Origin of the sequence: Stenotrophomonas oahuensis (assembly GCF_031834595.1) — a bacterium.
GTDB lineage: Bacteria > Pseudomonadota > Gammaproteobacteria > Xanthomonadales > Xanthomonadaceae > Stenotrophomonas > Stenotrophomonas oahuensis.
Window position 1 is genome coordinate 4578922 of the sequence record NZ_CP115541.1, and the last position, 24810, is coordinate 4603731.

Here is a 24810-nt window from a genome sequence, read left to right on the forward strand (position 1 = left end):
GCTGCATGCCTGATTTTTCCGCTGAAAACGTAATCGTCGCCCTGCTGGTCACCTTGGCTGCGGGCCTGGCCACCGGCCTGGGCAGCCTGATGGTGCTGTTCTCGCGCCGCCCCAACCCGCGCCTGCTGGCGTTCGGGCTGGCCTTCGCCGGCGGCGCGATGGTGTTCGTGTCGCTGACCGAGATTCTCAACAAGGCGATCGACTCGTTCACCCTTGCTTATGACGCACGGCTGGGCTTCGCTTACGGCACGGCAGCGTTCCTCGGCGGGGTGCTGCTGATCGTGCTGATCGATCATCTGATTCCCAATCCGCACGACAGCCTGGACAAGCAGGACCCGATGTACCGCGACAACAACCGCGCCTACATCAAGCGCGTGGGTCTGTTGACCGCAGTGGCGATCACCGCGCACAACTTCCCGGAAGGGCTGGCCACGTTCTTTGCCACCCTGGAAAGCCCCTCGGTGGGCATGCCGCTGGCGTTCGCGATTGCGATCCACAACATTCCCGAAGGCATCGCGATTGCGGTGCCGGTGTACTTCGCCACCCAGAACAAGGGGTATGCGTTCCTGGCCAGCCTGGCCTCGGGCCTGGCCGAACCGGTGGGCGCGATCATCGGCTATGCCGCCCTGTCGAGCGTGCTGACCCATGCCACCTTTGGCTGGGTGTTCGGGCTGATTTCAGGCGTGATGGTGTTCCTGGCGCTGGATGAACTGCTGCCGGCGGCCAAGCGCTACGCCAAGGGTCACGAAACCGTGTACGGCCTGGTGGCCGGCATGGGCAGCCTGGCGATCAGCCTGGTGCTGTTCAAGTGGTGATGGCGGTTCGGTTCTCCGCGTCTATTTGATTGCACACGCTGCGTGACGCCGGGCGACGCCCGGCTGCTGTTGGATTTGGACGAACAGCCGGTGGTTATCGGTCCCCAGGCTTGGCGCCCCGCAAACCCATCCCGAGACGCCCCAGAGGGTTGGCCGGTGGCCATGGAAAATGCCAAATCAACGGCGGTCTCGATTCGAGGTCATGCGTTGCCGGATGTTGGAGGTTTCACGGCCGTCGTCTTTCGGCCGACGCTACCGGGCCCACATGCTTTTGATTTTTGATGGCCACCGACCCACTGTCGATGGCGGTTCGGGGTGGGCTGGAGGGGGCGTGAGCCGCATGGATGCGGCGATCGAGCTTACAGGGACGTACTTGCAGCGTCCCCCGCAACGCCCATTCCGAGCCGCCAAACCAGTGAACCGATGACCACCGGCTTTTCGCACAGATCCAACAGCAGCCGGGCAGAGCCCGGCGTCACGGAGCGCGTGCAATCGCAGCGGTGCGAATCAAGCGCTTAGGATCAGCCCAGGCGGTTCAGGGCTTCGGCCAGTTCTTCGGCCAGTGGGGCGTTGAGGACGTAGGGGGTCTTGCCGTTGTCCAGGGCGAACTCCAGCGAGGCGGCGTGCAGGAACAGGCGTTTCAGGCCGATCTGCTCACGAAGACGCTTGTTGACGTCCGGTTCGCCGTATTTGTCGTCACCGGCCACAGGGTGGCCGAGATGCTGGGCGTGTACGCGGATCTGGTGGGTGCGGCCGGTTTCGATCCGGACCTCGCAGTAGGAATGCCCGCCCCGGCGCTCCAGCACCTTGAAGTGGCTGATCGACTCCTTGCCGATCGCGTTCACCTGCACGTGGCGCTCGCCGCCCTGGCGCAGGCCCACGTGCAGCGGCGCGTCCACCGTCATCGTGCCGTCCGGCATGCGGCCCACCAGCAGGGTCAGGTAGCGCTTGCGGATGCCCGCGCCGTGGTCTTCACGCAGCAGCGCCTGCAGCTCGCTCAACGCCGAACGCTTCTTGGCCACGATCAGCAGACCCGAGGTGTCCCGGTCCAGACGGTGCACCAGCTCCAGGGTCTTGCCCGGGCGCAGGGCGCGCAGGGTCTCGATGGCCCCGAAACTGATTCCGCTGCCACCATGGCTCGCCACCCCGGACGGCTTGTTCAGCGCCAGCAGACGGTCGTCCTCGAAGACGATGGCCGCCTCCAGCCGCTTCATGAACGCGTCCGGCGGAGCGGCCTTGTCTCCCTCCTCGGTGAGACGGACCGGCGGCACCCGCACCTCGTCGCCTGCCTCCAGCTTGCGCTCGGCCTTGGCGCGGCCGCCGTTCACACGGACCTGGCCGCTGCGCACCAGCTTGTACACCAGGCTGCGCGGAGCGCCTTTCAGCTGGCCCAGCAGGAAGTTGTCCAGGCGTTGCCCGGCACGGTCGGCCGGAACTGTGATCATGCGCACGCTGGTCTTGGTGTCAGCGGACTTGGGGGACGGCTCGGAGACGGTCATTGGCCTTTTATTCTGTTACACTCGGCGGGCGAGATAAGGGATTGATTTCGTTGGAAGTTGTTCTGGGCCAGAAGCCCGGCTTCCTTCGATTCCGGCACAGTGCGCAGCCACCGCCCCCGGGGCGGCCATGTTAGCGGCTCACCGGCGGTCCCGGCCATCGCCGGATGCCTGACAAGCGTCTGCGCTGAAAAAATGACCCTGTGGCGCTCCAGCCTGGCTGACAGCTGCCTCCGGCCCGCAACACCCAAACCATAAAAATGTAGCGCTCCCGCGGCCTGCCGTGGTGTTGAAGCGCTGGAAGCCCAAGCCGCCCTCCCCGCGCATGCGCGATGGGCGAGCAAGCGTGACCAGAAGCGAAACCCCATGGCGTTCCGCGCGGTAGCAGCGCGCGAGGAACGCAACAATGAAGCGAATGCTGATCAATGCCACGCAGGCTGAAGAGCTGCGGGTAGCCATCGTGGATGGCCAGACGCTGTACGACATCGACATCGAACAGCCGTCCAAGGAACAGAAGAAGTCGAACATCTACAAGGGCCGCATCACCCGCCTGGAGCCCTCGCTGGAAGCAGCGTTTGTTGAATACGGCGGCGACCGTCACGGCTTCCTGCCGCTGAAGGAAATCTCCCGCGATTACTTCCAGGCCGGGGTCGACCACAACAAGGCGACCATCCGCGAACTGCTGCGCGAAGGCCAGGAAGTCGTTGTCCAGGTGGACAAGGAAGAGCGTGGCAACAAGGGCGCTGCCCTGACCACGTTCATCTCGCTGGCCGGCCGCTACATGGTGCTGATGCCGAACTCGCCCACCGCCGGTGGCGTGTCGCGTCGCATCGAGGGCGAAGACCGCGCCGCGCTGAAGGACGCGCTGGACAAGCTGAACATCCCCGACGACATGGGCGTGATCATCCGCACCGCCGGTGTCGGCCGTGATGCCGAAGAGCTGCAGTGGGACCTGGACTACCTGCTGCAGGTTTGGAAGGCCATCGCCGAAGCGGCGCTGACCAAGCCAGCACCGTTCCTGATCTACCAGGAATCGCGCCTGATCGTGCGCGCCCTGCGTGACTACCTGCGCGCCGATGTCGGCGAGATCCTGGTCGATACCGAAGAGCTGTACGAAACCGCGCGCGAATTCATGCAGCAGGTGATGCCGCAGACCCTGCGCAAGCTCAAGCATTACAAGGACGACATCCCGCTGTTCAACCGCTTCCAGATCGAATCGCAGATCGAAGGCGCGTATGAACGCAATGTCCGCCTGCCGTCCGGCGGCTCGATCGTGGTCGACCAGACCGAAGCGCTGACCGCCATCGACGTCAACTCCTCGCGCGCCACCAAGGGCAGCGACATCGAAGACACCGCCTTCCAGACCAACCTGGAAGCGGCCGAGGAAGTCGCCCGCCAGCTGCGCCTGCGCGACCTGGGCGGCCTGGTGGTGATCGACTTCATCGACATGTCGTCGAACAAGCACCAGCGCGAAGTGGAAAACCGCCTGCAGAACGCGCTCAAGTACGACCGCGCGCGCGTTCAGCTGGGCCGCATCTCGCGCTTCGGCCTGATGGAAATGAGCCGCCAGCGCCTGCGCCCGAGCCTGGGCGAATCCAGCCAGATCATCTGCCCGCGCTGTGACGGCCATGGCCGTATGCGCAGCGTGGAGTCGCTGTCGCTGTCGATCATCCGCGTGGCCGAAGAACACGCCATGAAGGAAAACACCGGGCAGGTGCTGGTCCAGGCCCCGGTGGAGATCGCCAACTACCTGCTCAACGAGAAGCGCAGCGCGCTGCGTGAAATCGAGCAGCGCCACGATGCGCCCATCGTGATCGTCGCCGACGAGCAGTTGCACACCCCGCATTACGAAGTGACCCGCCTGCGTGAAAACGAGCTGGGCGAAGAAAGCGGCAAGCCCAGCTACCAGCGCGGTACCCCGCGCAAGCTGCCGGTGCATGCGCTGACCAAGGCCCAGCTGAACATCCCGGCCGCCCCGGCCGTGACCAACGTCAAACACAGCGCCCCGGCTCCGGTCCGCGAAGTGGCCGAAGTGGAAGCCACGCCGGCTCCGGCTCCGGCCGCCCCGGCACCCGTGGCCGCGCCGGCCACCGGCGGCGTGGTTGGCTGGTTCAAGCGCATCTTTGGTGGTGAACCGGCTCCGGCCGCCGCTCCGGCTGCACCGGCACGCCCGGCCCAGGACGGCAACCGTAACGGTCGCAACAAGGACCGCAACGGCAAGGACCGTCGCCGCGACGAACGCGGTGGCAACGGCCAGGCCCAGGGCCAGGGTCGCAACAAGGACCGTCGCGATGAGCGCGGCGACCGTAGCGGCAAGGGCGAGCGTCGCGACGACCGTCGTCAGGACCAGGCGGCCAATGCCAACGCCGGCCAGGCCCAGCAGGGCCAGGGCAAGCCGCGCAATGAGCAGCAGCCAAAGCCGCGCAACGAACAGCAGCCGCAGCAGCAACAGCCGAAGCTGAAGCAGCCGCAGAAGCAGAACCAGAACGGCCAGAAGCCGCAGCAGAACGACGCTGACAAGCCGGCCCGTCAGCCGCAGGCCGAAGCGCCGAAGCCGGCCAACATCGGCACGCCGGTGGCGGATGCAGCGGTGTTGTCGGCCGCCGCTGTCGCGACTGCCGCTGCTACGACCCCGGCTTCCACCGTGCCCGCCCCGACCACCCCGGCTCCGGTCCCGACCCCGGCCGCGGAAGACACCGCGACCACCGTGGTGGAAGGCGCTGCGCAGGGCGATGCCCCGGCCTCGACCGAGGAAGGCACTGGCGAAGGCGCATCGCGCCGTCGTCGTGGCCGTCGCGGTGGTCGCCGTCGTCGTCGTGGCAATGGCGAGCAGGCTGCCGGTGCCGAAGGCCAGCTGGATGACAACGGGCTGGACGACGGTGACGACGACCAGGACGGTGACCAGGACGGCGTGCAGGATTCGGCTCCGGAAGCAGCACCCCGCGCCGCCGGCAACGGTCAGTCGCAGCCGGAGTTCGACTTCGATGACGAACCGGGCAGCGCTCCGGCCGCAGCTCCGGCTCCGGCTGCCCAGGCTCCGCGCCCGGCGGCACCGGTGGCAGCGGTTGCCGCTGCTGCCCCGCACGCTGTGGTCAGCAGCCCGGTGGTGACCGCCGGTCACGCCGAGACCAAGGCAGATGCCGCGCCGTCGTACAACGACCCGGTGCCGTTCGTGGAAAGCCCGGCCCCGGTGCAGGCACCGGTTGTGGCCGAAGCGCCGAAGCCGGTGGAAGCGCCGGTTGTGGTGGAGGCACCGAAGCCGGTGGAAACGCCGGTCGCTGTGGAAGCCCCGAAGCCGGTTGAGGCTCCGGTCGTCGCCGAAACGCCGAAGCCGGTGGAAGCGTCGCAGCCGACCGAAGCCGCTCGCCCGGTCCAGGCCAACCTGCTGGACTCGGTGGACGCAACGACGAACCCCGGTAGTGACACGCCACGCGTGTCTGCTCCGGTCGCCGCCGAACCGGCCGCAACCGACGCCGCCGCCCAGGCCGCAGTAGCCGAAGCCCGCGAGGACATCCCGACCGATGAACTTGCTCAGGCGGAAGCCGCTGCCAAGGTGGACGAGGACAAGGCTGACAAGGCCTGATTCCTGACCCACGCGGCAAAACAAACAGCGGCCGAAAGGCCGCTGTTTGTTTGTGGAGATTCCGACAACGCGCGGACACGTATGGCTGGCTTACGTGCGCAGGATCATGGCTTTGACACGCATGGCGTGTCACTACGATCCTTGGTCGCCCGGGTTTAGGGTCGCACGGTTTTGTTTGGTCGGGCGACCTGTAGGGACACGCCGTGCATGTCCTCGGGGTGCGGGCCGCGTGCGATTACAGCCCCGGCGCGAACTGCAGCCGCGTCCACACGCCGTAGTGGTCCGACGCCCAGCGCCCTTCCGCGTACGGCTCGTCGAACAACAACCTGGCCTCACGCGCCACCAGCTGATCCTGCTGGAAAAACACATGGTCGATCCGGCGCGGTGCATCGAAGTAATGCCGGTTCAAGGTGCTCACCTGCGCCAGCTCGTTGTTCACATGCACGCTGCCATAGCTGTCGCCATAGCGCTGCCGCAACGGGCTCAGATCGCCCGCATCCACCTGCGCATTGAAATCCCCGGCAATCACCACCGGCGCGCCGCCATCGGTGCGCGCCACGAACGCCAGCAGGTCGGCGATCTGCTCGCCGCGAATGCGCTTGCCGTCCTCATCCGAACGTTCGTTCAAGTGCGTGGCGTACACATTCACTGCCTGCCCGTCGACGTCGATGCGCAGGTGACCGACGGTGCGGTAATCACGCAACGGAGCCAGCAGATGCTCATTGCGTGCCAGCACCGGCCGGCGCGTCAGCAGCGCATTGCCGTAACGCTTGAAGCGCCCCGGCGGGTCGGTCGAAACAAACAGGTACTCATAGCCCAGCTTGCGCGCCAGCCACGCAGCCTGGTTGCGCACGTGCGGCTTCTGGATCACCTCCTGCAGCGCGATCACGTCGGGCTGCAGGCGCTCCAGTTCGCGCTGGATTACCCGCCGCCGTTCCGGCCAGTCTTCGCGGTCGTGGTGCAGGTTGAAGGTCACCACGCTCATGCTGGCCGCAGCCGTCTCGGCCGCCGAAGCGGCACCGGCCCAGGCCAGGGCAAGCCCCAGCAGCCACGCCTGCGGCAGCCATCCTCCTGCGCGCCGCATTAGGGAGCCTTGCGCTCTGCGCGCCGTGCCGCCGCCGGAATCTGCACTTCCACCGTGGCCGGCACATGCGGAATACGCAGCTCACCGTTCACCCACTGCGCCGGCTCACCATTGATGGTCGCCTCGCCGGGTTCACCGGTGAACGGCCACGGCAGCACCAACCCGCCCTGCGGTGCCAGCAGGCCCGGTTGCACCTGCAGCGTCAGCACCTTGTCGGTGCGGCTGAGCGCATAGCTCAGTTGCCCATGCGGGGTGCGCAGGCCCTTGATCGCCACGCCCTTCCCTTCCAGCCAGCGGGTCGGCACGCCGGCCGCCAGCACCAGGCTGTCGTCCACGTCGCGGCTGTAGGCGAACATGTCCAGCGCCGAGCGCACGAAGTCCGAGGCCACCCACGCATGCGGCAGATCGCCGACGAAGAACGGCTTGCGCGGGGTGCGCGAGACCACTTCGGCCCACTGGTTCCAGGCCTGCGGCGCGCGGTCCTTGAAGAAGAAGTCAGTCGCCTGCCAGGCGCGATCACGCCAGCCCAGGCGCACGAACGCGGCCACGTTGCGCCACTCGTACGGGGTGTAGTCCTTCCACTCGCGCTTGCCGTCACGGCGCTGCTCGAACTGGGTCCAGTAACGCTGGAAGGTGTTGTCCAGGTAAGGCTGCGGCAGACGCCCCTGCTCGCCACCCGGGGCCAGCGCGATCGTGGTCGAGGTGGCGTCGAAGTCGCCCAGCTCGGCCGAACCCGGCAGGTAATCGATGTCGTGCTGGGCCACCGCCGCGCGCAGCGAGGCATCGAGGTCGGCGCGGAATTCATCGCGCGAGGCGCTGATCTGCATCGCTTCCAGCTTGCCAAGCGCCGCGGCGATATCGGCCGCATCCTTGTAGCCACGCAGCGCCCAGAAGTTGTCCCAGTACGAATGCATCGGCTTGGCCGAATAGCCCTCGTGGCTGATCGACACCGGCATCATGCCGTAGAAGGCCGGATTACGCGCGCGGTTTTCCTCGGTGCGCTCGCTCAGGCGCAGCTGCTCCATGTACTGGTACGCGCCCTGCACATGCGGCCACATCAGTTCCAGGAAGGTGGTGTCGCCGGTGTAACGCCAGTACTCGGCAATGTTGAAGATCAGCTCGCCGTGACTGTCGTTCTCCGGCACCGGGTCGCTGCCGCGCGCATCCACGCAGCACGGCACCTTGCCGTTCTCGAACTGGTACGGCGCGTACCAGTTCACGTATTCGCGCACCGCATCGCTGCGGCCCAGCCGCAGCAGCCCTTCGGAAATCATCGCGCCATCGCGGATCCAGCTGCGCGAATACGAGCGCGTCCCCGGCTGCAGGCTGGGCCCCACCCGCGAGATCAACATGTGTGCCAGCGCGGTGCGCAACGTGTCAGCGAGCGGCTTGCCGGCCGCCGGCACCTGCAGGGTCACCTGGTCCAGCTTGGTGCGCCACATCGCGGCCACCTGCTGCTGCGCCTTGCCGGCGTCGAAGCCCTTGGGCGTGCTCCAGTTGCCGGTCTGCGGCAGTACCAGCGCCACCTCGCGGGTCTCGCCCGGCTGCAACGTCCAGCGGTACAGCAGCGCGCCGCTGGCCAGCCCGGTGACATCACGCACTTCGGTGGTGGTGGGCACGTTCCCGCTGGCCAGGTGTGCCACCTCCAGCTTGCTGTCGAAGGCAGTGGCAAAGCTGGCATCGGCCGGCTGCAGCGGGAACACCCGCGGCTTGCCGTTCACTTCCACCTGGGAAGGTTCGAAGTCGAGCGTTTCGATCCGACTGAAGCCGCCCACGGTATTTAGGAACTGGCGCGGCGGATTCACCTGCCACGGCCGCACGGCCAGGGCCAGGGTGTACTCGTGCGCCACCTTGTCCGGGTTGTGCAGGCTGTAGCGCCCCACCAGCTGGGCGTTGTCCGGCGTGCCCTGCACGAAGCCGGTGACCTTCAGGCCGGCCTTGGGATGCGTCCAGTCGACGCTGGCAATCGGCAGGTAATCGTCCTGCAGCGATTGTTTGGATTCCACATCCGCCCAGCTCAGCACCTTCTTGTCGACCACCACGAACGGCTCGACGCTGAAGCTGGCCTTGGCCACTTCCAGCGCCCCGTCTTCACCGATCAGTGCCTGCTCCTTGCCGCCATCCAGACCCAGCAGGGTCCAGTACGGCTGTTCGCCGCTGAAGCCACGCGGCACCGACCCGCGCGGCAGATCCGCGCCGACCGATTCAATGAACTCATTCGGGGTGCCGGCGAAATCCAGCGGCTTGATCGCAATGTCACGGATGCCGTAACGCCAGCTGCGCCCGCCCTGCAGGTCGAAGCGCAGGTAGCGCGCTTCGGTGTCCGGCAGCGCCAGCCAGTCGCGGTCGCCGCCACCGCCGGCGGTGATCTCGCGCAGCGTTTTCCAGTCGCGGCCGTCCTGCGAGGCGCGCACCACATACCGCGTGGCCTCCAGGCCCGGCACCCACTGGATCACCGCGCCGCCAAACTCGCGCACCTTGTGCAGGTCCAGGCTGATGGTCTGTTCGGGTACGCCACCGCTGATCCACACAGTGTCCGGTTTGCCGTCCACCAGCCGGCCCTGCAGCGCGGTGGCGGTGTCGGCGATCACCGAGGCGGTCAGTGCCGAGGTATCCACCGGCGGCAGCGGCTGCAGGGTCAGCCGGTCGAAGCACACCGTGCCGCGCCCGCCGACCTTGCTGTAAATGGTGAACTCCACCGACTTGCTGTTGCTAAGCGTGGTCTCGGCCGAAGGCCCCCAGGCCTTGTCGATCTGGCGCTTGCGGTACTGCACGCCGGTCCAGGTTTTGGGGAAGCTGTAGCCCGGGCGGTTCACCCACCAGACGTTGTCGCCACTGGCGTCGATCAGTTTGACCTGCAGGTCGTTGCCGGGCGAGTCGCCGCGGATCTGGAAGCCCACCTGGTAGTTGTCCGGCCAGTTGATCGGCAGCTCGCGCCGGATGCCGACATAGCCGGACACCTCGTGGAAGTTGTAGTCCAGGCACAGCGCGCGGCCACCGCCATTGCCGGCCACGCTGCGCAGCGAACCGCTGACCTGGTCGGAGACCACCAGCCGCCAAGCCGACATGTCGTCGAAGTTGTCCAGCACCTTGACCGCGGCCGGAGCCGCCGGAGGTGCTGCCAGCGCCGCCATCGACACCACCGCACCCAGAACCAGACCCACCCCAACGACGGCACGTTTCACCCTTTGACACTCCCCAGCAGCAGACCTTGGATGTAATAGCGCTGCAGCACCAGGAACAGTGCCAGCACCGGAACCACCGTGACCACCGCGCCGGCCATCATCATTTCCACGTCCATGATGTGTTCGCGCGACAGCGTGGCCAGGGCAACCGGCAAAGTGTAGTGCTCCTGGTCGGTCAACACGATCAACGGCCACATGAAATCGTTCCAGGCCCCCATGAAGGTGAAGATCGACAGGGTCACCAGCACCGGCTTGAGCATCGGCAGGACGATCTGGAAGAAGATCCGCAGCTCCCCTGCCCCGTCAATGCGGGCGGCTTCCAGCAGTTCGTCCGGAATCGAGCGCGCGTACTGGCGCACCAGGAAGATGCCGAACACGCTGGCCAGCGCCGGCACCACCACCCCGCCGTAGCTGTTCACCAGCCCCAGCTGCTTCATCAGCAGGAACAGCGGCAGCATCGCCACCTGCGCCGGAATCACCAGCGCCGCCAGCAGCAGCTGGAACAGGCGCTCGCGGCCGACGAAGCGCAGCTTGGCGAACGCATAGCCGGCCATGGTGTTGAGCAGCAGCGAACCCAGGGTGATCGCCAGCGACACGCCCAGGCTGTTGATGAAGTTGTTGCCCATGCCGGTGCGGGCGAACAGCTCGTGGTAGTTGTTCGTGGTCACCGACGACGGCAGCAGCGGCGGCGGAAAATGCGCCGCCTCACCGGTCGGCATGAACGACACCGACACCATCCACAGCAGCGGGGCCAGGCTGATGGCGGCCAGCACTGCCAATCCGCCATTCACCCACCACGCGTGCCAGCGCGACTGGCCGATTTCACGACTCATACCAACTGCCTCTTGCGGCCGAAACGCAGCATCACGGTGGTGACGGCCAGGATGATCAGGAACAGCAGGAACGCCACCGCCGATGCACGGCCGAGGTTCCACCACTTGAAGCCTTCTTCAAACATGAAGTACAGCACGCTCACGGTGCTCTGCAGTGGGTCGCCACGGGTCATCACGTAGGGCTCGGCGAACAGCTGGAAGTAGCCGGACACGGTAATCACGCCGACCACCAGCAGCACCGGCCCCAGCATCGGCAGGGTGATGTGCAGGAACTGCTTCCAGCGCGAGGCCCCGTCAATGCGTGCGGCCTCGTACAGGTCATGTGGAATCGCCTGCAGGCCGGCCAGGAAGATCACCATGTTGTAGCCGAAGTTCTTCCACACCGCGAACAGCATGATGGTCGGCATGGCCCAGTTCGGGTCGCCCAGCCAGTCAATCGGGTCGATGCCGAGGTGGCCCAGCCCGTAGTTCACCAGCCCGTAGCTGGTGTGGAACAGGTAACGCCAGATCACCGCCACCGCCACCAGCGTGGTCACCACCGGGGCGAACAGCGCGGTGCGGAACAGCGCCTTGAAACGCGCCGCCGGGGCATTGAGCAGCATCGCCGCGCCCAGCGACACCGCAATCGACATCGGCACGCCGACGATCACGAAGTACGTGGTGTTCCACAACGACTTCCAGAACATCGGGGTCTGCAGCAGGTCGATGTAGTTGCCCAGCCCGACGAAGCGCAGGTTGCCTCCATCGGCCAAGGCGTACAGGTCAAAGTCGGTGATGCTCAGCGCCAACGCCGAGGCGACCGGCAGGCCGAAGAACACGCCGATCACCACCATGGCCGGGCCGGCGAACAGCCAGCCAATCAAGGAACGCTGCTTCACGGCTGCACCTCCGCCGTTGCGTCGGCCTTCGTCTGTTGTTGCTGCTCGAACATCCAGCGGCGCTTGGCCAGCACCTTGTCGACGCGGTCGTCGAGCTCGGTCACTGCCTTGTCCTGGTCCATGCCGCCACGCACCACCTTCTCGGTGACGATGCGCATTTCCTGCACGATCCGCTCCCACTCCAGCACCTTCGGCGTGGCGCGCACGCGTTCGAGCTGGTCACGGAACGGCTGCGCCAGCGGGTCGTTGGCCAGCGACGGGTGTTCCCAGGTGCTGCGACGCGGCGGCAGGTCGCCGATGATGGAATGGAAACGCTGCTGGATATCCGGGCGCGACAGGAACTCGATCAGCTTCCACGACGCTTCCTTCTGCTGCGACGAGCGGAAGATCACCAGGCTGGTGCCGCCGGCAATGCCCGCACCCAGGCCGTCCGGACCGGGCAGCGCGGCAGTGCCCCACTTCCCTTCCAGTTCCTTGGGCTGCAGCTTTTTGAACTCACGGATATTCCACGGCCCGGACAGATAGAACACGTTGAAGCCACGGAAGAACTCGTCCCACACATTGCTGATCTGGGTCTCGGACATGCGCGGGGCCCAGCCCTGCGCGAACATGTTCTCGTAGAAGGCCAGCGTACGGCGGAAGCCCGGGCTGCGGAAATTGCCCCGGGTATCGTGGTCGCGCAGCAGCGGGTCGGGCTGCTGCAGGGCGAACGACAGCTGCTGCTCGAACTCGTTGATCGGCATCAGCACCGCATAGCGGTTCGGGCCCTGCATCTTCTTGATGTCCGCCATCATCTGGTTCCATTCGTCCCAGGTTTTCGGCGGGTGGTCATGGCCGGCCTTGGCCAGCAGGTCCTTGCGGTAATACAGCAGGCGGGTATCCACGTACCACGGCACGCCAACCAGTTCGTCGTGGATGACATTGGTGTCCCAGATGCCCTGGAAGTAGTCGGCCGGGTCCACCACCTTCGACTGCGCCACGTACGGCTGCAGCGGGGTCAGCGTATTGAGTTCGGCAAACTCGGGAATCCAGGTGTTGCCGAGCTGGCACACGTCCGGCAGGCCATCAGCGGCGAACGCAGTCAGCAGCTTCTCGTGCGCGGCGGTCCACGGAATGTTCTGCACATCGACGTGGATGCCCGGGTTCTCCGCTTCAAACTCGCGGATCAGCCCACTCACCACCTCGGCCTCGCGGCCCATCGCCCAGAAGCGCACGGTGACGCCTTCCGGCTCCTTGCGGCAGGCATTCAACAGCAGGCTGCCGATCACCAGCAGCAATAAAGTCACCCAACGGCGGGGACGCAAAATCACGGGCACTGCTTACTTTCCTTGCGGCTGGCTGCGGTTGTTGTTGGCATTGTTCTTCTGTTCCTGCGCCGCGGCGGCGCGCGATTCGGCAATGCCGATCGAACGGGCGGCGGCGGCCTTCTCGTCTTTCTGCAGTTCCAGCGGCATCTCCTCGCCTTCCGGGGTCAGCCAGCCACCGCTGAAGCCGGCCCGTTCCAGACCGCGCCGGATATGCGGGTTGGTCTTCATCACGTCCCATACGAAATCGTTGCGGTAGTTGGCGATCATGGTCAGGATCGGGCCCTGGTCGATGCCGATGTAGTCACTGGCCACCCAGCCGCGATCCGGCACCATGCGCCCGGTCTTGATCGGAATGTCGAAGGTGAAGCTGGGGTTGAACGAGTCCAGGAAGCCATAGCTGGAATACAGGTAATCGCCGTAGCGCTTGTGCATCTCCAGCGTGGCCGGGATCACCTCTTCCGGCGCGAACACCACCGACGAAATCGCGGCGGTCGGGGCGATGGTGCCGTCGTCGAAGTTCTCACGCAGGCCTGCGCCGCGCGAGGAGTAATGGCGGAACTGGCGCTGTTCGCCACGGAACTCCTGGGTGGTGTTCTGCGGACCGTCGCTGGCGGTCAGGCCCCACACGTTCTCGCCGTACTCCTTCCAGTTCATCGGGTTGGCAATGGCGTACTCGCGCTGCGCCAATGCCGCCGAACGGCTGTTGAGGAAGTAGGTGCTGCCACGCTCGCGCATGTAGGCGTCCTGGATGTCGCGGAAGTCGATCCAGACGTGGGTGTACTGGTGGCCGAACAACGGGCCGAACGACAGGTATTCCTGCCCCTGGAACACGCCCCAGTCGTTGTCATAGGTGCGGGTCCACACCGTCCACGCGTCAGGGCTGACCGGGTGCGTGGGCGAACCCAGCGCCAGGATGTAGACCATCATGGCTTCGTTGTAGCCCATCCAGTCGTGGTCGATGAACCCGCTCTCCGGGAACCAGCCCATCGAGATCAACGGCGAGCGCTGCTGCAGCCATGGCCAGTCCACGCGCTTGTACAGCGTATCGGCGATGGCGCGGATTTCTTTTTCGCGCGGATCGTCACCGGTGTAGTACGACTGCGCGAACAGCACGCCCATCATCAGCAGCGCGGTGTCCACGCTCGACAGTTCCACCCAGCTGTCGTAGCGGTGGCCGGTCTGCATGTCCAGGAAGTGATAGTAGAAGCCCTTGTAGCCGCCCTTACCGGTGCGCTGCGGCCCGGTGGACAGGTCACGGAAGAACTTCAGTGTGGTCAGGGTGCGGTCCACCGCCTGGGTGCGGCTGACCCAGCCGTTTTCCACGCCAATCGGGTACGCGGTCAGCGCGTAGCCCACCGCCGCGATGCTGGCGAACGGGCGCGAGGGATAGCGGTCCGGGCTGAGCCCGTTGACCTCGTTGGTGGTGTCCCAGAAGAACTGGAAGGTGCGGCGTTCGATATCGTCGAACAGCGGCGGCAGTTCCGGCTTCATCGGGCGTGGGGGGGCGTCGGCTTCGATCAGGATCACCGGCGGCTTGGGTTTGGCGGGCGTGGGTTCTGCCTGCGGCTTGCAGCCTGCCACGGCCACTGCCAGCACTGCCATTGCCAATACGCGCGTTGCCTTCATCGTGCCTGCCCTCCTCGAAAATGCGGTTTCCACGTCAGCATACCGGCCCGTGGAGTGAAATCGTTTACAGGTGAAACCCTTTAAAAACCGGTTCACCCCCAGGTGGTGGGGGGACCGGTTTTCCCGGAATGACGCGCATGGCGCGTCACTACGGATATTGCACTGCGTAGTGACGCGCCATGCGCGTCACCACGGAGTCCATCAGAAGCGGAAGCCCACTTCGGCCTTCACCTGGCGCGGCGTACCGACGATGTCGCCGGTTTCGTTGTAGCTGGCCAGCAGCTTCCCATTCGACTTGGTGTAGTTGAAGTTCGAGAAGTTGTCGAAGTTGAACACGTTGATGATGTCGATACGCGCATACAGCTCGGTATCGCCCGGCATCTTGAACGTCTTCGTCGCCTGCAGGTCGACCGAACGGTAGCCCCAGATCTTGCCACCGACCAGGAACTTGCCGTTGCCCTGCGCAACTGCCGCACCCGGGGTCGGCAGGTCATAGCCGCTGGCCTGGGTGACCGGGTACCAGTCGTTGACGGCGGTCGGGGTGGCCAGGGTGATCTTGCCACCGAAGGTGATGTCCCAGAAGCCGGCATACGAACCGGTCAGCACGATGCGGTGACGCGGCGCGCCGTTGGAACGGATGGTCGGGTAATCGCCGATCACGCCGCGGTCAAACGCGTAATGCTCGTTGATGTCGCGGTTGTGGCGGGCGGTGGTCCAGGTGTAGGCGATCGAGGTGCCCCAGCCGCTTTCCTTGGTGAACGGCTTCTGCGCCGACAGCAGCACCTGGGTCGCGCGGGTCTTGATGCCCTGCTGGCCGATGATCAGGCTGCCGAAGCCCGGCACGTTGCAGCTCCACGCCTGGCCCAGGCCCGGCGAGGTGCCGCCGCACAGGCGCGGGTCGTCGAAGAACTGGCCGGTCGGGTAACGGTTGCCCAGGGTGAAGGCGAAGCCGTCATAGGTCAGCGTACGTGCGATGGTGGCGTCGGTGAGCCAGTCGCCGATCTGGTTGCTCATGCCCAGGCTGAACTGATCCGCGTACGGAGCCTTCAGGTTGTTGTTGAGCAGATCCACTTCCAGGCCAGCGTTGCTGGTGCTGCCCAGCAGTGCCTGCAGGCCCTGGATGTTGTCCATCAGCGCCGGGTTCCAGTCGAAGCAGGCCGGCTGGCCGTTCAAGCAGGCACCGGTGGCCGGGTTGCGGAAGTACACGGTCGGCTGCGGCAGGGCCAGCTTGGTGGTTTCCAGCTGCAGGTAGTCAAACAGGTCGCGGTCATAGGAACGACCGGCACCACCGTGGATCACGTGCATCTCGTCGGCATTGATGTCATACGAGAAGCCCAGGCGCGGCTGCCAGGCGTCCTTGAACGCCTTGCGGTTGCTGCCGGTGCTGATGTAGTCGTTGATGTTCAGGCCGCTCAGTGCCAGCGTCTGCGCATAGGTCTGGCCAGCCGCAGCGCGCGGATCCTGCGAGTACAGCGCCGCCACCACTTCCGGCGGGGTCACGAAGTCCAGGTAGCTCGGGTTCTTTTCGTAGTCCCAGCGCAGGCCGAGGTTCAGCTGCAGGTGGTCGTTGACCTGCCAGTCGTCCTGGATGAACAGACCGATCTGCTTGACCTTCGAACGCACTTCACCAGACACGCCGGAAACGCCGGTGACCGGCTTCACGAACTGCGCCTTGTACGGAATGTCGGACGGGAAGTCCGGGTCGCCCAGGGTGTAGGAGTACTGCGGATTGATCTGCGCCGCGTCGGACGCGTACAGATCGATTTCCTTGTACTTCGCACCCATCTTGATGGTGTGGTCGCCAGCGAACTCGATGCCGTTGAGGGTCAGGTTGTCTTCAATCGACCAGCCCTTCTGGCCCTTCACCTGCGCGTCCAGTGCCGAAGCGCCGCCGACCTTGACCAGGATGCGCTCGTCGGTGCCGTCCGGTGCGGTGTAGGTGATGCCCGGGCCGATGGTCAGCGGGTACGGGTTGTTGAACGAGTCTTCGTGGGTGACCATCAGCTCGTTGTAGAAACGCTCACCGCTGTGGTTCCAGCGCAGCGCGTAACGACGGTCGGTATTGATGGTTTCCTTGCCGGCCGACGGCGCGGTCTGGCCGCTGAACTGCTGCTGGGTTTCGTCGCGGTCCTGGAAGGTCAGCTCGATGCGGTCGTAGTCGGTCGGCTCGAAGTCGATCTTGGCGAAGATCAGGTCCTGCTCGAACGGCTGGCTGGCCGGGCCCAGGCCGGCGGCAGCGTCGGCCGGTAACAGGCCGACGCGGTCGGTGACCGAGCCTTCCGGCGCGATGGTCACCGGCAGGTCGAAGCGCTTGGCTTCGTAGGTGACGAAGAAGTGCGCCTTGTCCTGGATGATCGGGCCGCCCAGCGCGAAGCCGTATTCCTTCTCGGCCGAGACCTGCTTGCTCTTGCCTTCCTGGCGCTCGGCCGGGGTCATGGCGCGCATGTCTTCGTCGGTGTAGCGGTAGAACGCCTCACCCTTGAATTCGTTGGTACCGGACTTGGTCGCCGCGGTCACGGCCGCGCTGGAGACCTGGCCGTACTCGGCCTTGTAGTTGCCGCTGATCACCTTGTATTCGCCGATGGCCAGCTGCGGGAACGGATTGCCCGCGCTGCCGGACTGGCCGGCCACGCCGCCGCCCTTGACGTAGCTCTTCTGGCCCACGCCGTCGATGTACACGTTGGTACCGTCGGCATTGGTTGCACCGCCGCGCAGCGAGGTGTTGCCCTTCGCATCACGGGTGAAGATCATGCCCGGCACCGCGTCGGCGAATTCCAGGAAGTTGCGCGACACCTGCGGCGTGGTCTGGATCTGCTGCAGGCTGACGGTCTTGCCCACTTCGGAAGTACGCACTTCCTGCAGCAGGGTCGGCGCAACCACGTTCACCGTGTCCAGGTTGGTCGCATTGGCGGTGGAGCCGTTGGCCGGTGCGCCGCTGAAATTCAGGGTTGCGGTCGATGCAACCGTCACCGTCACCTTCTGGGTCTGGCCATTGGCCACCACGTCGTAGGTGCCCGGGTCCAGGCCCATCAGCGAGTAGCTGCCATCAGCGCGCGTGGTGGCGCGGCGGACGGTACCGGTGGCCGTGTTGGTGGCGGTCACTTCGGTGCCGGCTTCGGCCGAGGCAACCTGGCCACGCAGCGACGAGGTGGCCGACTGCGCCATCAGGCTCGGGGCTGCGCCCAGCATCAGGCAGCTGACCAGTGCGCTCGTCAGCAGGCGACGTGCCGGCTGGCGGGTGCGGTGATTGGAATACGTCATGCGAAAATCTCCGGGTGGTGGTGGCCGTCGTTGCGGCCGCCTTTCGTTTTTTATGACTACGTGGACTTCCGAAACAGCTTGTAACGGTTACGACGGTTTAAACGTGTCACGACCAACGGTCGTGACCTACCGCGTTGCGACCGAGGTCGCAACGCTTGAATCGCGCACGATAAGACGAGGCACAAGCGTGTGCTTGTCCCCTGCCGTTTCCGTGTTGTTGCCATCCATCAACTGCAGCAGACGCGTCATCGCCTTATCGCCAAGCTCAGCGATACTCACCTGCATCGTTGTCAACGAAGGGTGAACGAAGCGCGCCAATGGAATGTCATCGAAGCCTGCAAGCGCCACGTCGGCCGGCACGCGCACGCCCGCTTGAGCGAAGGCATACAGGCAACCGAGCGCCATCATGTCGTTGGCCGCGAACACTGCATCGGGCAGTGCACCGGCCGCCAACAACTCCTGCCCGGCGCGATGGCCAGAGGCTTCATCGAAGTCGCCGGGCAGCTCGATGCCTTCCGCGCCATTGCCGAATTCGGCAATCGCATCACGGAAGCCGCGCAGGCGTTCGCGCGCATCGAAATTCAGATCCGGGCCGGCAATGAAGGCGATGCGACGGTGGCCCGCGTCGAGCAGATGGCGGGTCATCGCCACTGCACCGGCATGGTCGTCGATGCTCAGCACCGGGTGGTCCTCGCCGGGCAGATAGGTGTTGATCAACACCGTGGGCAACGACTGCGGCAGGTTGTCGGTGAGGAAATCCGGGCTTTCCGCATACGGGGAAAGAACCAGCAGTCCGTCGACGCGGCCGCGCATGGCACGCAGGGCGGCGCCCTGCTGCTCCTGGTCGCCATGGTAGCTGGACACCAGCAGGTGCTGGCGACGGGCCCGGGCCACCTGGTCGATGCCGCGCATCAGTTCAGAGAAGAATTCGCCGTACAGGTCCGGCAGCACCACCCCGACCGTGTTGGTGCGGCGGCTGCTCAGGCTGCGGGCGGCCGCATGCGGGGTGTAGCGCAGGCGCGCAGCCACCTCCAGCACCAGCTTGCGCACCGGCTCGGCGACGTTTTCATGCCCGTTGAGTGCGCGCGAAACCGTGGCCACAGAGACACGGGCTTCCCGCGCGACATCCTTGATGGTGATCGCTGCCTTGTTCACTTCGCCGCCCTCCACGGCTTAGAGATCTGGGCTTGGCGCGGAATGTAAGCGTTTTCAAACCCCGATGTAAACACTACGTTAGGTGAATGTCGCATGGTCGTAACCTCGGCGTGTCTTGTGGGGGACGTCCTGGGACTTGCCAGGACAAGGCAGGACAAGGGTTTCAGGGTTTTGTGACCGGCGTCTCGGCGCGAATGGACAGCGCGTGGATATCGGTGTCCATCATCGTGCCCAGCGCGGCATACACCGCCCGGTGGCGCGCCAGCGGCAACTTGCCCTCGAAGGCCGCGCTGACGATATGCACATTGAAATGCCCGCGCCCGTCCCTGGCCCCGGCATGGCCGGCGTGGCGGTGGCTGTCGTCCTCGATCTCCAGCAGTTCCGGGGCCAGGGCCGCCTGCAGCGCGGCGCGGATGCGCTCCACCCGCTCGGCATTCATGGCAACACCTTGCGGAACGGGCGTACTTCGGTGCGCACATAGACGCCAGCGTCCACGTACGGGTCGGCCGCGGCCCAGTCCTGGGCGGCCTCAAGCGAGGCGAACTCGGCAATCACCACGCTGCCGCTGAACCCGGCCGGGCCCGGGTCTTCGCTGTCGATCGCCGGGCATGGGCCGGCCAGCACCAGGCGGCCTTCGTCACGCAGGGCGGTCAGCCGGGCCAGGTGGGCCGGGCGCGCGGCCAGCCGGGCGGCCAGCACGTCGGTACCGTCATAGCCTTCAATCACATACAACACAGGCAGCTCCAGGGGGTGAACTTAACAAACGGCTGAATTCTACCCGCCCCGACTGGACACTGCCGTGGATAGCGCTTACTCTTCACGTCATTGCACGTGGCTGGACGCAGCAGCCCCGTCGGTTCCGGCCAGTTCGCCCACCGACGACCGACCCGCTGCCCCACACCAGCACACGTAGACGACCTCCTTAGTAGTTCAGTCGCTGCCCCCTGCGGCGCGCCTTGCTGTTTGTAGTGTGGAAACCACGCCGGTCCTGGCGTGCCATGCCGCTTCCGTTGCTGCTGTCCGGCCTGTCCGGTGGCGGACGGGTGCGGCGAACGGTCCGATGCAATCCAGACATCACGCTTGATGACTTCCGAACTCGCGTCCGACGCGAACCCGCAAACCCGGCCGACCGCCCCGCAGCAGCAGGAAATGCCGCTGGCCGTGGTGCATGGGCAGCCGGTTCTGCAGATTCCGCAGGACCTGTACATCCCACCGGATGCACTGGAAGTCATCCTGGATGCCTTCGAAGGCCCGCTGGACCTGCTGCTGTACCTGATCCGCCGGCAGAACCTGGACATCCTGGACATCCCCGTCGCCGAGATCACCCGGCAGTACGTGGAATACATCAATGTGATGCAGGAGCTGCGCTTCGAGCTGGCCGCCGAGTATCTGGTGATGGCGGCGATCCTGGCTGAAGTGAAGTCGCGCATGCTGCTGCCGCGCCCGCCCAGCGCCGAAGGCGAGGAAGCCGACCCGCGTGCGGAACTGGTGCGCCGGCTGCAGGAGTACGAACGTTTCAAGCAGGCTGCCGAGGATATCGACGCCCTGCCCCGCCAGGACCGCGACACCAGCCTGGCCCATGCCTTCGTCCCCGACCGTGCTGCAGTGAAACTGCCGCCGCCGGTGGACCTGAAGGAGATGCTGATGGCCCTGCACGACGTGCTCAAGCGCGCCGAGCTGTTCACCGGCCACGCCATCAAGCGCGAGGCGCTGAGTGTGCGCCAGCGCATGGGCGACGTGCTGGGCCGTCTGGAAGACGGCAAGTTCTACCGCTTTGAAACGCTGTTCACCGCCGAGGAAGGCAAGCTCGGCGTGCTGGTGACCTTCCTGGCTCTGCTGGAACTGGCCAAGGAGCAGCTGCTGGACATCGTGCAGGAAGCCCCGCTGGCCCCGATCTACGTCAAGTCGCTGGCCCTGGGCAACACCAACGAACCGCTGCAGTTCAACAGCGAGTTCGACGACAACGACGCCGCCAACGAAACCGAGTGAGTCCCGATTCCGCATGGATCAACCGCTGATCAACCGCATTGTCGAAGGCGCGCTGCTGGCATCCAGCCAGCCGCTTACCCTCGCCCAGCTGCAGGGTCTGTTCCCGGAAGAGGAACCGGCACCGCCGGGCAGCATCGAGCGCGCACTGGAAATCCTGCGCGACGGCTGCGCCGACCGTGGCGTGGAACTGGTTGAGGTTGCCTCCGGCTTCCGCTTCCAGGTCACCAATGAAGTGCACGGCTACATCACCCGGCTGTGGACCGAACGCAAGACCCGTTACACCCGCGCCACCCTGGAAACCCTGGCCTTGATCGCCTACCGCCAGCCGATCACCCGCGGCGAGATCGAGCAGGTGCGTGGCGTGGCGGTCAGCAGCAACATCATCCAGGCGCTGGAAGAGCGCGAGTGGATCCGCGTGGTCGGCCACCGCGACGTGCCCGGCAAGCCGGCACTGTTCGGCACCACCAAGGGCTTCCTGGACTACTTCGGGCTGAAGCGCCTGGACGAACTGCCGCCGCTGTCGGAACTGCGCGACCTGGGCGAACTGGAACCGCAGCTGCCGCTGGACAGCGACGGCCAGCCGGCCGGGAAGATCGCCGCAGGCGTGGCTTCGGGTGATGAAGGCGATGGCGACATCGAAGACACCGCCGCCAACGACGCCGATGGCGACGCCCCCGATGACGACGGTGACACCGACCATTCCGACGCGTCGGATGCCCCCGCCGCACCGGACGCCGCCGACACAGGCGACACCCGCCGCATGAACCGCCTGGACCGCTTCTCCGCCCGACTGGCGCAAAGCGACGAAGAAACCGACAATACGCACGACCGCGAATCCAACGCGTCGCCGTCACTCCCCGACGACGACGTCGAACCCGATACCGCGCCGGGAACACGCGCGGCGCATCCGAACGAAACCGAAAACAACGCCGTCGCGACGACGACCGTGGCTGTTGACGAAGCCGATCCCGAACCAGAGGCCGACGAAACGTCGCCGGCCGGAGCCAAGTAAATGAGTGACACCCCTCGCAAGCCGTCGTTGAACAAGCTTTCGCTCAAGCGCGAAACCGCTACCGAACAGCCCAAGCTCGAAGAGCGCCTGCACAAGGTGCTGGCCCAGGCCGGCCTCGGCTCGCGCCGCGCGCTGGAACAGCGCATCGCGGACGGCCTGGTCAAGGTCAACGGCGAAGTCGCCCAGACCGGCCAGTCGATCAAGAGCGGCGACAAGGTTGAACTGGACGGCCGTGGCTTTGTTGCCACCGCGCTGACCGAAACCTCGCGCGTGCTGGCCTACAACAAGCCCGAAGGCGAAGTGACCACCCGCGAAGATCCCGAAGGCCGCCCGACCGTGTTCGAAGCGCTGCCGGCCCTGAAGGGCGCGCGCTGGATCGCCATCGGCCGCCTCGACATCAACACCACCGGCCTGCTGCTGGCCACCACCGACGGTGAACTGGCCAACGCCATGATGCACCCGTCGTACGAGGTGGAACGCGAGTACGTGGTGCGCGTGCGCGCCCCGGAAGGCCAGGAAAAGGTGCCTGACAACATCGTCGACCGCCTTGCCCGTGGCGTCGCGCTGGATGACGGCCCGGCCAAGTTCGACGAGATCGAACGCATTGGCGGCACCGATTCGCACGACTGGTTCCGCGTCGTGGTGAAGGAAGGCCGCAACCGCGAAGTGCGCCGCCTGTGGGAATCGCAGGGCTGCCAGGTCAGCCGCCTGAAGCGCACCCGCTACGGCAAGATCAGCCTGCCGCGCGAACTGCTGCGCGGCCAGTCGCAGGAACTCACCGCCAAGCAGGTCGAGCAGCTGCGCGCCGAACTGAAGCTGGAAGAAGGCGCGCCGTCGGCGCTGACCCTGCAGCCGGTGATCGGCCAGCGCCGCGCTGCCAAGACCACCGTGCGCGTGTCGCGCGAGGGTGGCCGTGGCAATGCCTACGTCAACGGCAACAACGTGGCCGATGAAGGCCGCGAACTGCGCCGCTTCGACAACGTGCGCGAAGACCGCGGCCGCGGCCGCGGCGGCAAGGGCGGCGGCTTCAAGGGCGGCCTGACCGTCAGCGGCGAAGCCGCAGCCAAGCAGTCGCAGCGTCCGTTCAAGCAGCGCCAGGACAAGAACAGCCGCGCGCTGCCGGAAGGCAACCCGGCCGCGTTCCGCAGCTGGTACGTGCCCGATGGCGTCAGCACCGGCCCCAGCAACCACCGCAATGCCGGTCCGGGCGCAGCCCGTGGCCCCGGCGCACGCGGTCCGGGTGCAGGCGGCCAGGGCCGTCCGTTCGGCAAGCCCAAGCCCGGTGCCGGTGGCGGCCAGGGTCGTGGCGGTTTCGGTGGTGAAGGCCGCGGTGAAGGCCGTGGTCCCTACGGCGGCGAAGGCCGCAGCGAAGGTCGTGGCGGCTACGGCGGCCAGGGCCGTCCGGCCGGTGCCGGCGCAGGCAACCGTGGTGGCCAGGGCGCACAGCGCCACCCGTACGGTCACCCGGGCAATGCCCCGAGCTTCCCGTCCGACCACGCCAACCCCGGTGCCAGCCCGTACGGTAACGCGCGCCCGAGCGGCAACCGCAATGCCGGCCCGCGCGGTCCCGGCGGCCCGGGTGGTAATCGCGGCCCGGGTGGCCCCGGCGGCAACCGTGGTCCGGGCGGTCGTCCGGGTGGCGGTGGTCGTCCCGGTGGCGGCAACCGCGGCCCCGGTGGCGGCGGTCACCGTGGCGGCCCGCGCGGCGGCTGAGAGCGTTCAATGAAAACGGCCCCGATGGGGCCGTTTTCTGTATAACGCGAAACGTAATCCCCGTAGCGACGCGCCATGCGCGTCCCTCGCAAAACCCACATCATCCGGAAAACCAAAATGACACGGACGTTAAGCGCCCTCCTCCTCTGCACCCTCACCCTCACCACCATCACCGGCTGCAAAAAGGTCCAGGAAGAACTGGCCGCCTCACAAAACCCGTTCCCCAAATCCTCGCCCCTGCACGCCCCGGTCGACACCACCACCCGCAAGCTGGTGCGCGAACCGGCCTACCTCGAACGCATGAAGGGCCTCAGCCCCGAGCAGGCCCAGGTCATGGGCGCGCAGCTGTCCATGTCCGGCATGGGTCGCCTCGAACTGCCGGTGCTGGAACGCCGCGCCGAACTGATCGGCCAACTGCTGCACAAGCAATCGGTCGCCGACTGCGCCGCCATGGCCAAGGTCACCACGCCGGCCGAAGCCGCACGCAGCAGCGAACGCATCATCGAGACGCTGGCCACCCTGCCGCAGCCGGTGATCAATGAATGGTTCGACATCGCCTACCAGGCCACCCTGGCCGAACTGCAGCAGCGCCCGCTGACCCAGGTCAGCGAAGCACAGGTCAACGAAGCCGCCATCGCACTGGTGCAGTTGGTACCCAGCGATGACGAGCGCCAGCGCCTGGGCCAAGTGATGAGCACCCTGCACACCGCCAGCGACGCCGACGCCTGCTGGGCGGTGCGCACCATGTACAGCTATCTGCCCAAACTACCCGAACCGCAGCGCGGACATTTCGCCTGGGCTGCCACGCAGCAGTAAAAGAAAAAGCCGGCGAAAGCCGGCTCTTTCATTACGCCGGGCGCTGCCGGCAGTCGC

At 66.0% G+C, this 24810-nt stretch carries 16 protein-coding genes and 1 pseudogene; 6 read left to right on the forward strand and 11 right to left on the reverse strand.

Annotated features, from left to right (window positions below; all coding sequences use genetic code 11):
• The first annotated feature begins 5 nt into the window (after positions 1-5).
• Positions 6-815 carry a zinc transporter ZupT gene (gene zupT, locus PDM29_RS20450; protein ID WP_311191852.1) on the forward strand — a complete coding sequence of 270 codons (810 nt, stop codon included), beginning with the start codon at positions 6-8 and terminating at the stop codon, positions 813-815.
• A 521-nt stretch (positions 816-1336) separates the two neighbouring features.
• Here zupT and PDM29_RS20455 read toward each other — a convergent pair.
• Positions 1337-2314, reverse strand: a complete 978-nt coding sequence (locus PDM29_RS20455; RefSeq protein WP_311191853.1) for an RluA family pseudouridine synthase — start codon at positions 2312-2314, stop codon at positions 1337-1339.
• 403 nt (positions 2315-2717) lie between these two features.
• On the opposite strand from PDM29_RS20455, the gene rne reads away from it, so the two are divergent.
• Positions 2718-5894 carry a ribonuclease E gene (gene rne, locus PDM29_RS20460; RefSeq protein ID WP_311191854.1) on the forward strand — a complete coding sequence of 1059 codons (3177 nt, stop codon included), beginning with the start codon at positions 2718-2720 and terminating at the stop codon, positions 5892-5894.
• Positions 5895-6129: 235 nt separating this feature from the next.
• Here rne and PDM29_RS20465 read toward each other — a convergent pair whose 3' ends face one another.
• From PDM29_RS20465 to PDM29_RS20510, 10 genes are all read right to left on the reverse strand, one after another.
• Entirely contained in the window at positions 6130-6978 is an 849-nt protein-coding gene (locus PDM29_RS20465) for an endonuclease/exonuclease/phosphatase family protein (protein WP_311191855.1), read from the reverse strand.
• Positions 6978-10112 carry a discoidin domain-containing protein gene (locus PDM29_RS20470; protein WP_311193847.1) on the reverse strand — a complete coding sequence of 1045 codons (3135 nt, stop codon included), beginning with the start codon at positions 10110-10112 and terminating at the stop codon, positions 6978-6980. Before PDM29_RS20470 ends, PDM29_RS20465 begins: the two co-directional genes overlap by 1 nt.
• A gap of 47 nt (positions 10113-10159) precedes the next feature.
• Positions 10160-10996 (reverse strand): carbohydrate ABC transporter permease, encoded by an 837-nt coding sequence (locus tag PDM29_RS20475; RefSeq protein WP_125361206.1) that lies wholly within the window; start codon positions 10994-10996, stop codon positions 10160-10162.
• On the reverse strand, positions 10993-11829 hold the full coding sequence (locus PDM29_RS20480; protein WP_311193848.1) for a carbohydrate ABC transporter permease: 837 nt from the start codon (positions 11827-11829) through the stop codon (positions 10993-10995). The genes PDM29_RS20475 and PDM29_RS20480 overlap by 4 nt, the downstream gene beginning before the upstream one ends.
• Positions 11830-11870: 41 nt before the next feature.
• Positions 11871-13160: a sugar ABC transporter substrate-binding protein gene (locus PDM29_RS20485; RefSeq protein WP_311193849.1), complete on the reverse strand. Its 1290-nt coding sequence runs from the start codon at positions 13158-13160 to the stop codon at positions 11871-11873.
• A 33-nt stretch (positions 13161-13193) separates the two neighbouring features.
• Positions 13194-14807: a glucoamylase family protein gene (locus PDM29_RS20490; RefSeq protein ID WP_311191856.1), complete on the reverse strand. Its 1614-nt coding sequence runs from the start codon at positions 14805-14807 to the stop codon at positions 13194-13196.
• Positions 14808-15008: 201 nt separating this feature from the next.
• Positions 15009-18068: a TonB-dependent receptor gene (locus PDM29_RS20495; protein ID WP_311191857.1), complete on the reverse strand. Its 3060-nt coding sequence runs from the start codon at positions 18066-18068 to the stop codon at positions 15009-15011.
• A gap of 126 nt (positions 18069-18194) precedes the next feature.
• Entirely contained in the window at positions 18195-19238 is a 1044-nt protein-coding gene (locus PDM29_RS20500; protein WP_311191858.1) for a LacI family DNA-binding transcriptional regulator, read from the reverse strand.
• Positions 19239-19386: 148 nt separating this feature from the next.
• The gene (locus PDM29_RS20505; RefSeq protein WP_311191859.1) at positions 19387-19662 is read right to left on the reverse strand and encodes a BolA family protein; all 276 of its coding nucleotides are present in this window, start codon (positions 19660-19662) and stop codon (positions 19387-19389) included.
• On the reverse strand, positions 19659-19958 hold the full coding sequence (locus PDM29_RS20510) for a YciI family protein (protein WP_311191860.1): 300 nt from the start codon (positions 19956-19958) through the stop codon (positions 19659-19661). The genes PDM29_RS20505 and PDM29_RS20510 overlap by 4 nt, the downstream gene beginning before the upstream one ends.
• 348 nt (positions 19959-20306) lie before the next feature.
• On the opposite strand from PDM29_RS20510, the gene PDM29_RS20515 reads away from it, so the two are divergent.
• From PDM29_RS20515 to PDM29_RS20530, 4 genes and pseudogenes are all read left to right on the forward strand, one after another.
• On the forward strand, positions 20307-21212 hold the full coding sequence (locus PDM29_RS20515; protein ID WP_311191861.1) for a segregation and condensation protein A: 906 nt from the start codon (positions 20307-20309) through the stop codon (positions 21210-21212).
• Positions 21213-21225: 13 nt separating this feature from the next.
• Positions 21226-22232: pseudogene (gene scpB, locus PDM29_RS20520) on the forward strand (SMC-Scp complex subunit ScpB).
• On the forward strand, positions 22225-23937 hold the full coding sequence (locus PDM29_RS20525) for a pseudouridine synthase (protein ID WP_311191862.1): 1713 nt from the start codon (positions 22225-22227) through the stop codon (positions 23935-23937). The pseudogene scpB and the gene PDM29_RS20525 overlap by 8 nt, the downstream one beginning before the upstream one ends.
• A 117-nt stretch (positions 23938-24054) precedes the next feature.
• A complete protein-coding gene (locus tag PDM29_RS20530) occupies positions 24055-24753 on the forward strand; it encodes a hypothetical protein (RefSeq protein WP_311191863.1) in 699 nt (232 codons plus the stop codon).
• Positions 24754-24810 lie beyond the last annotated feature (57 nt).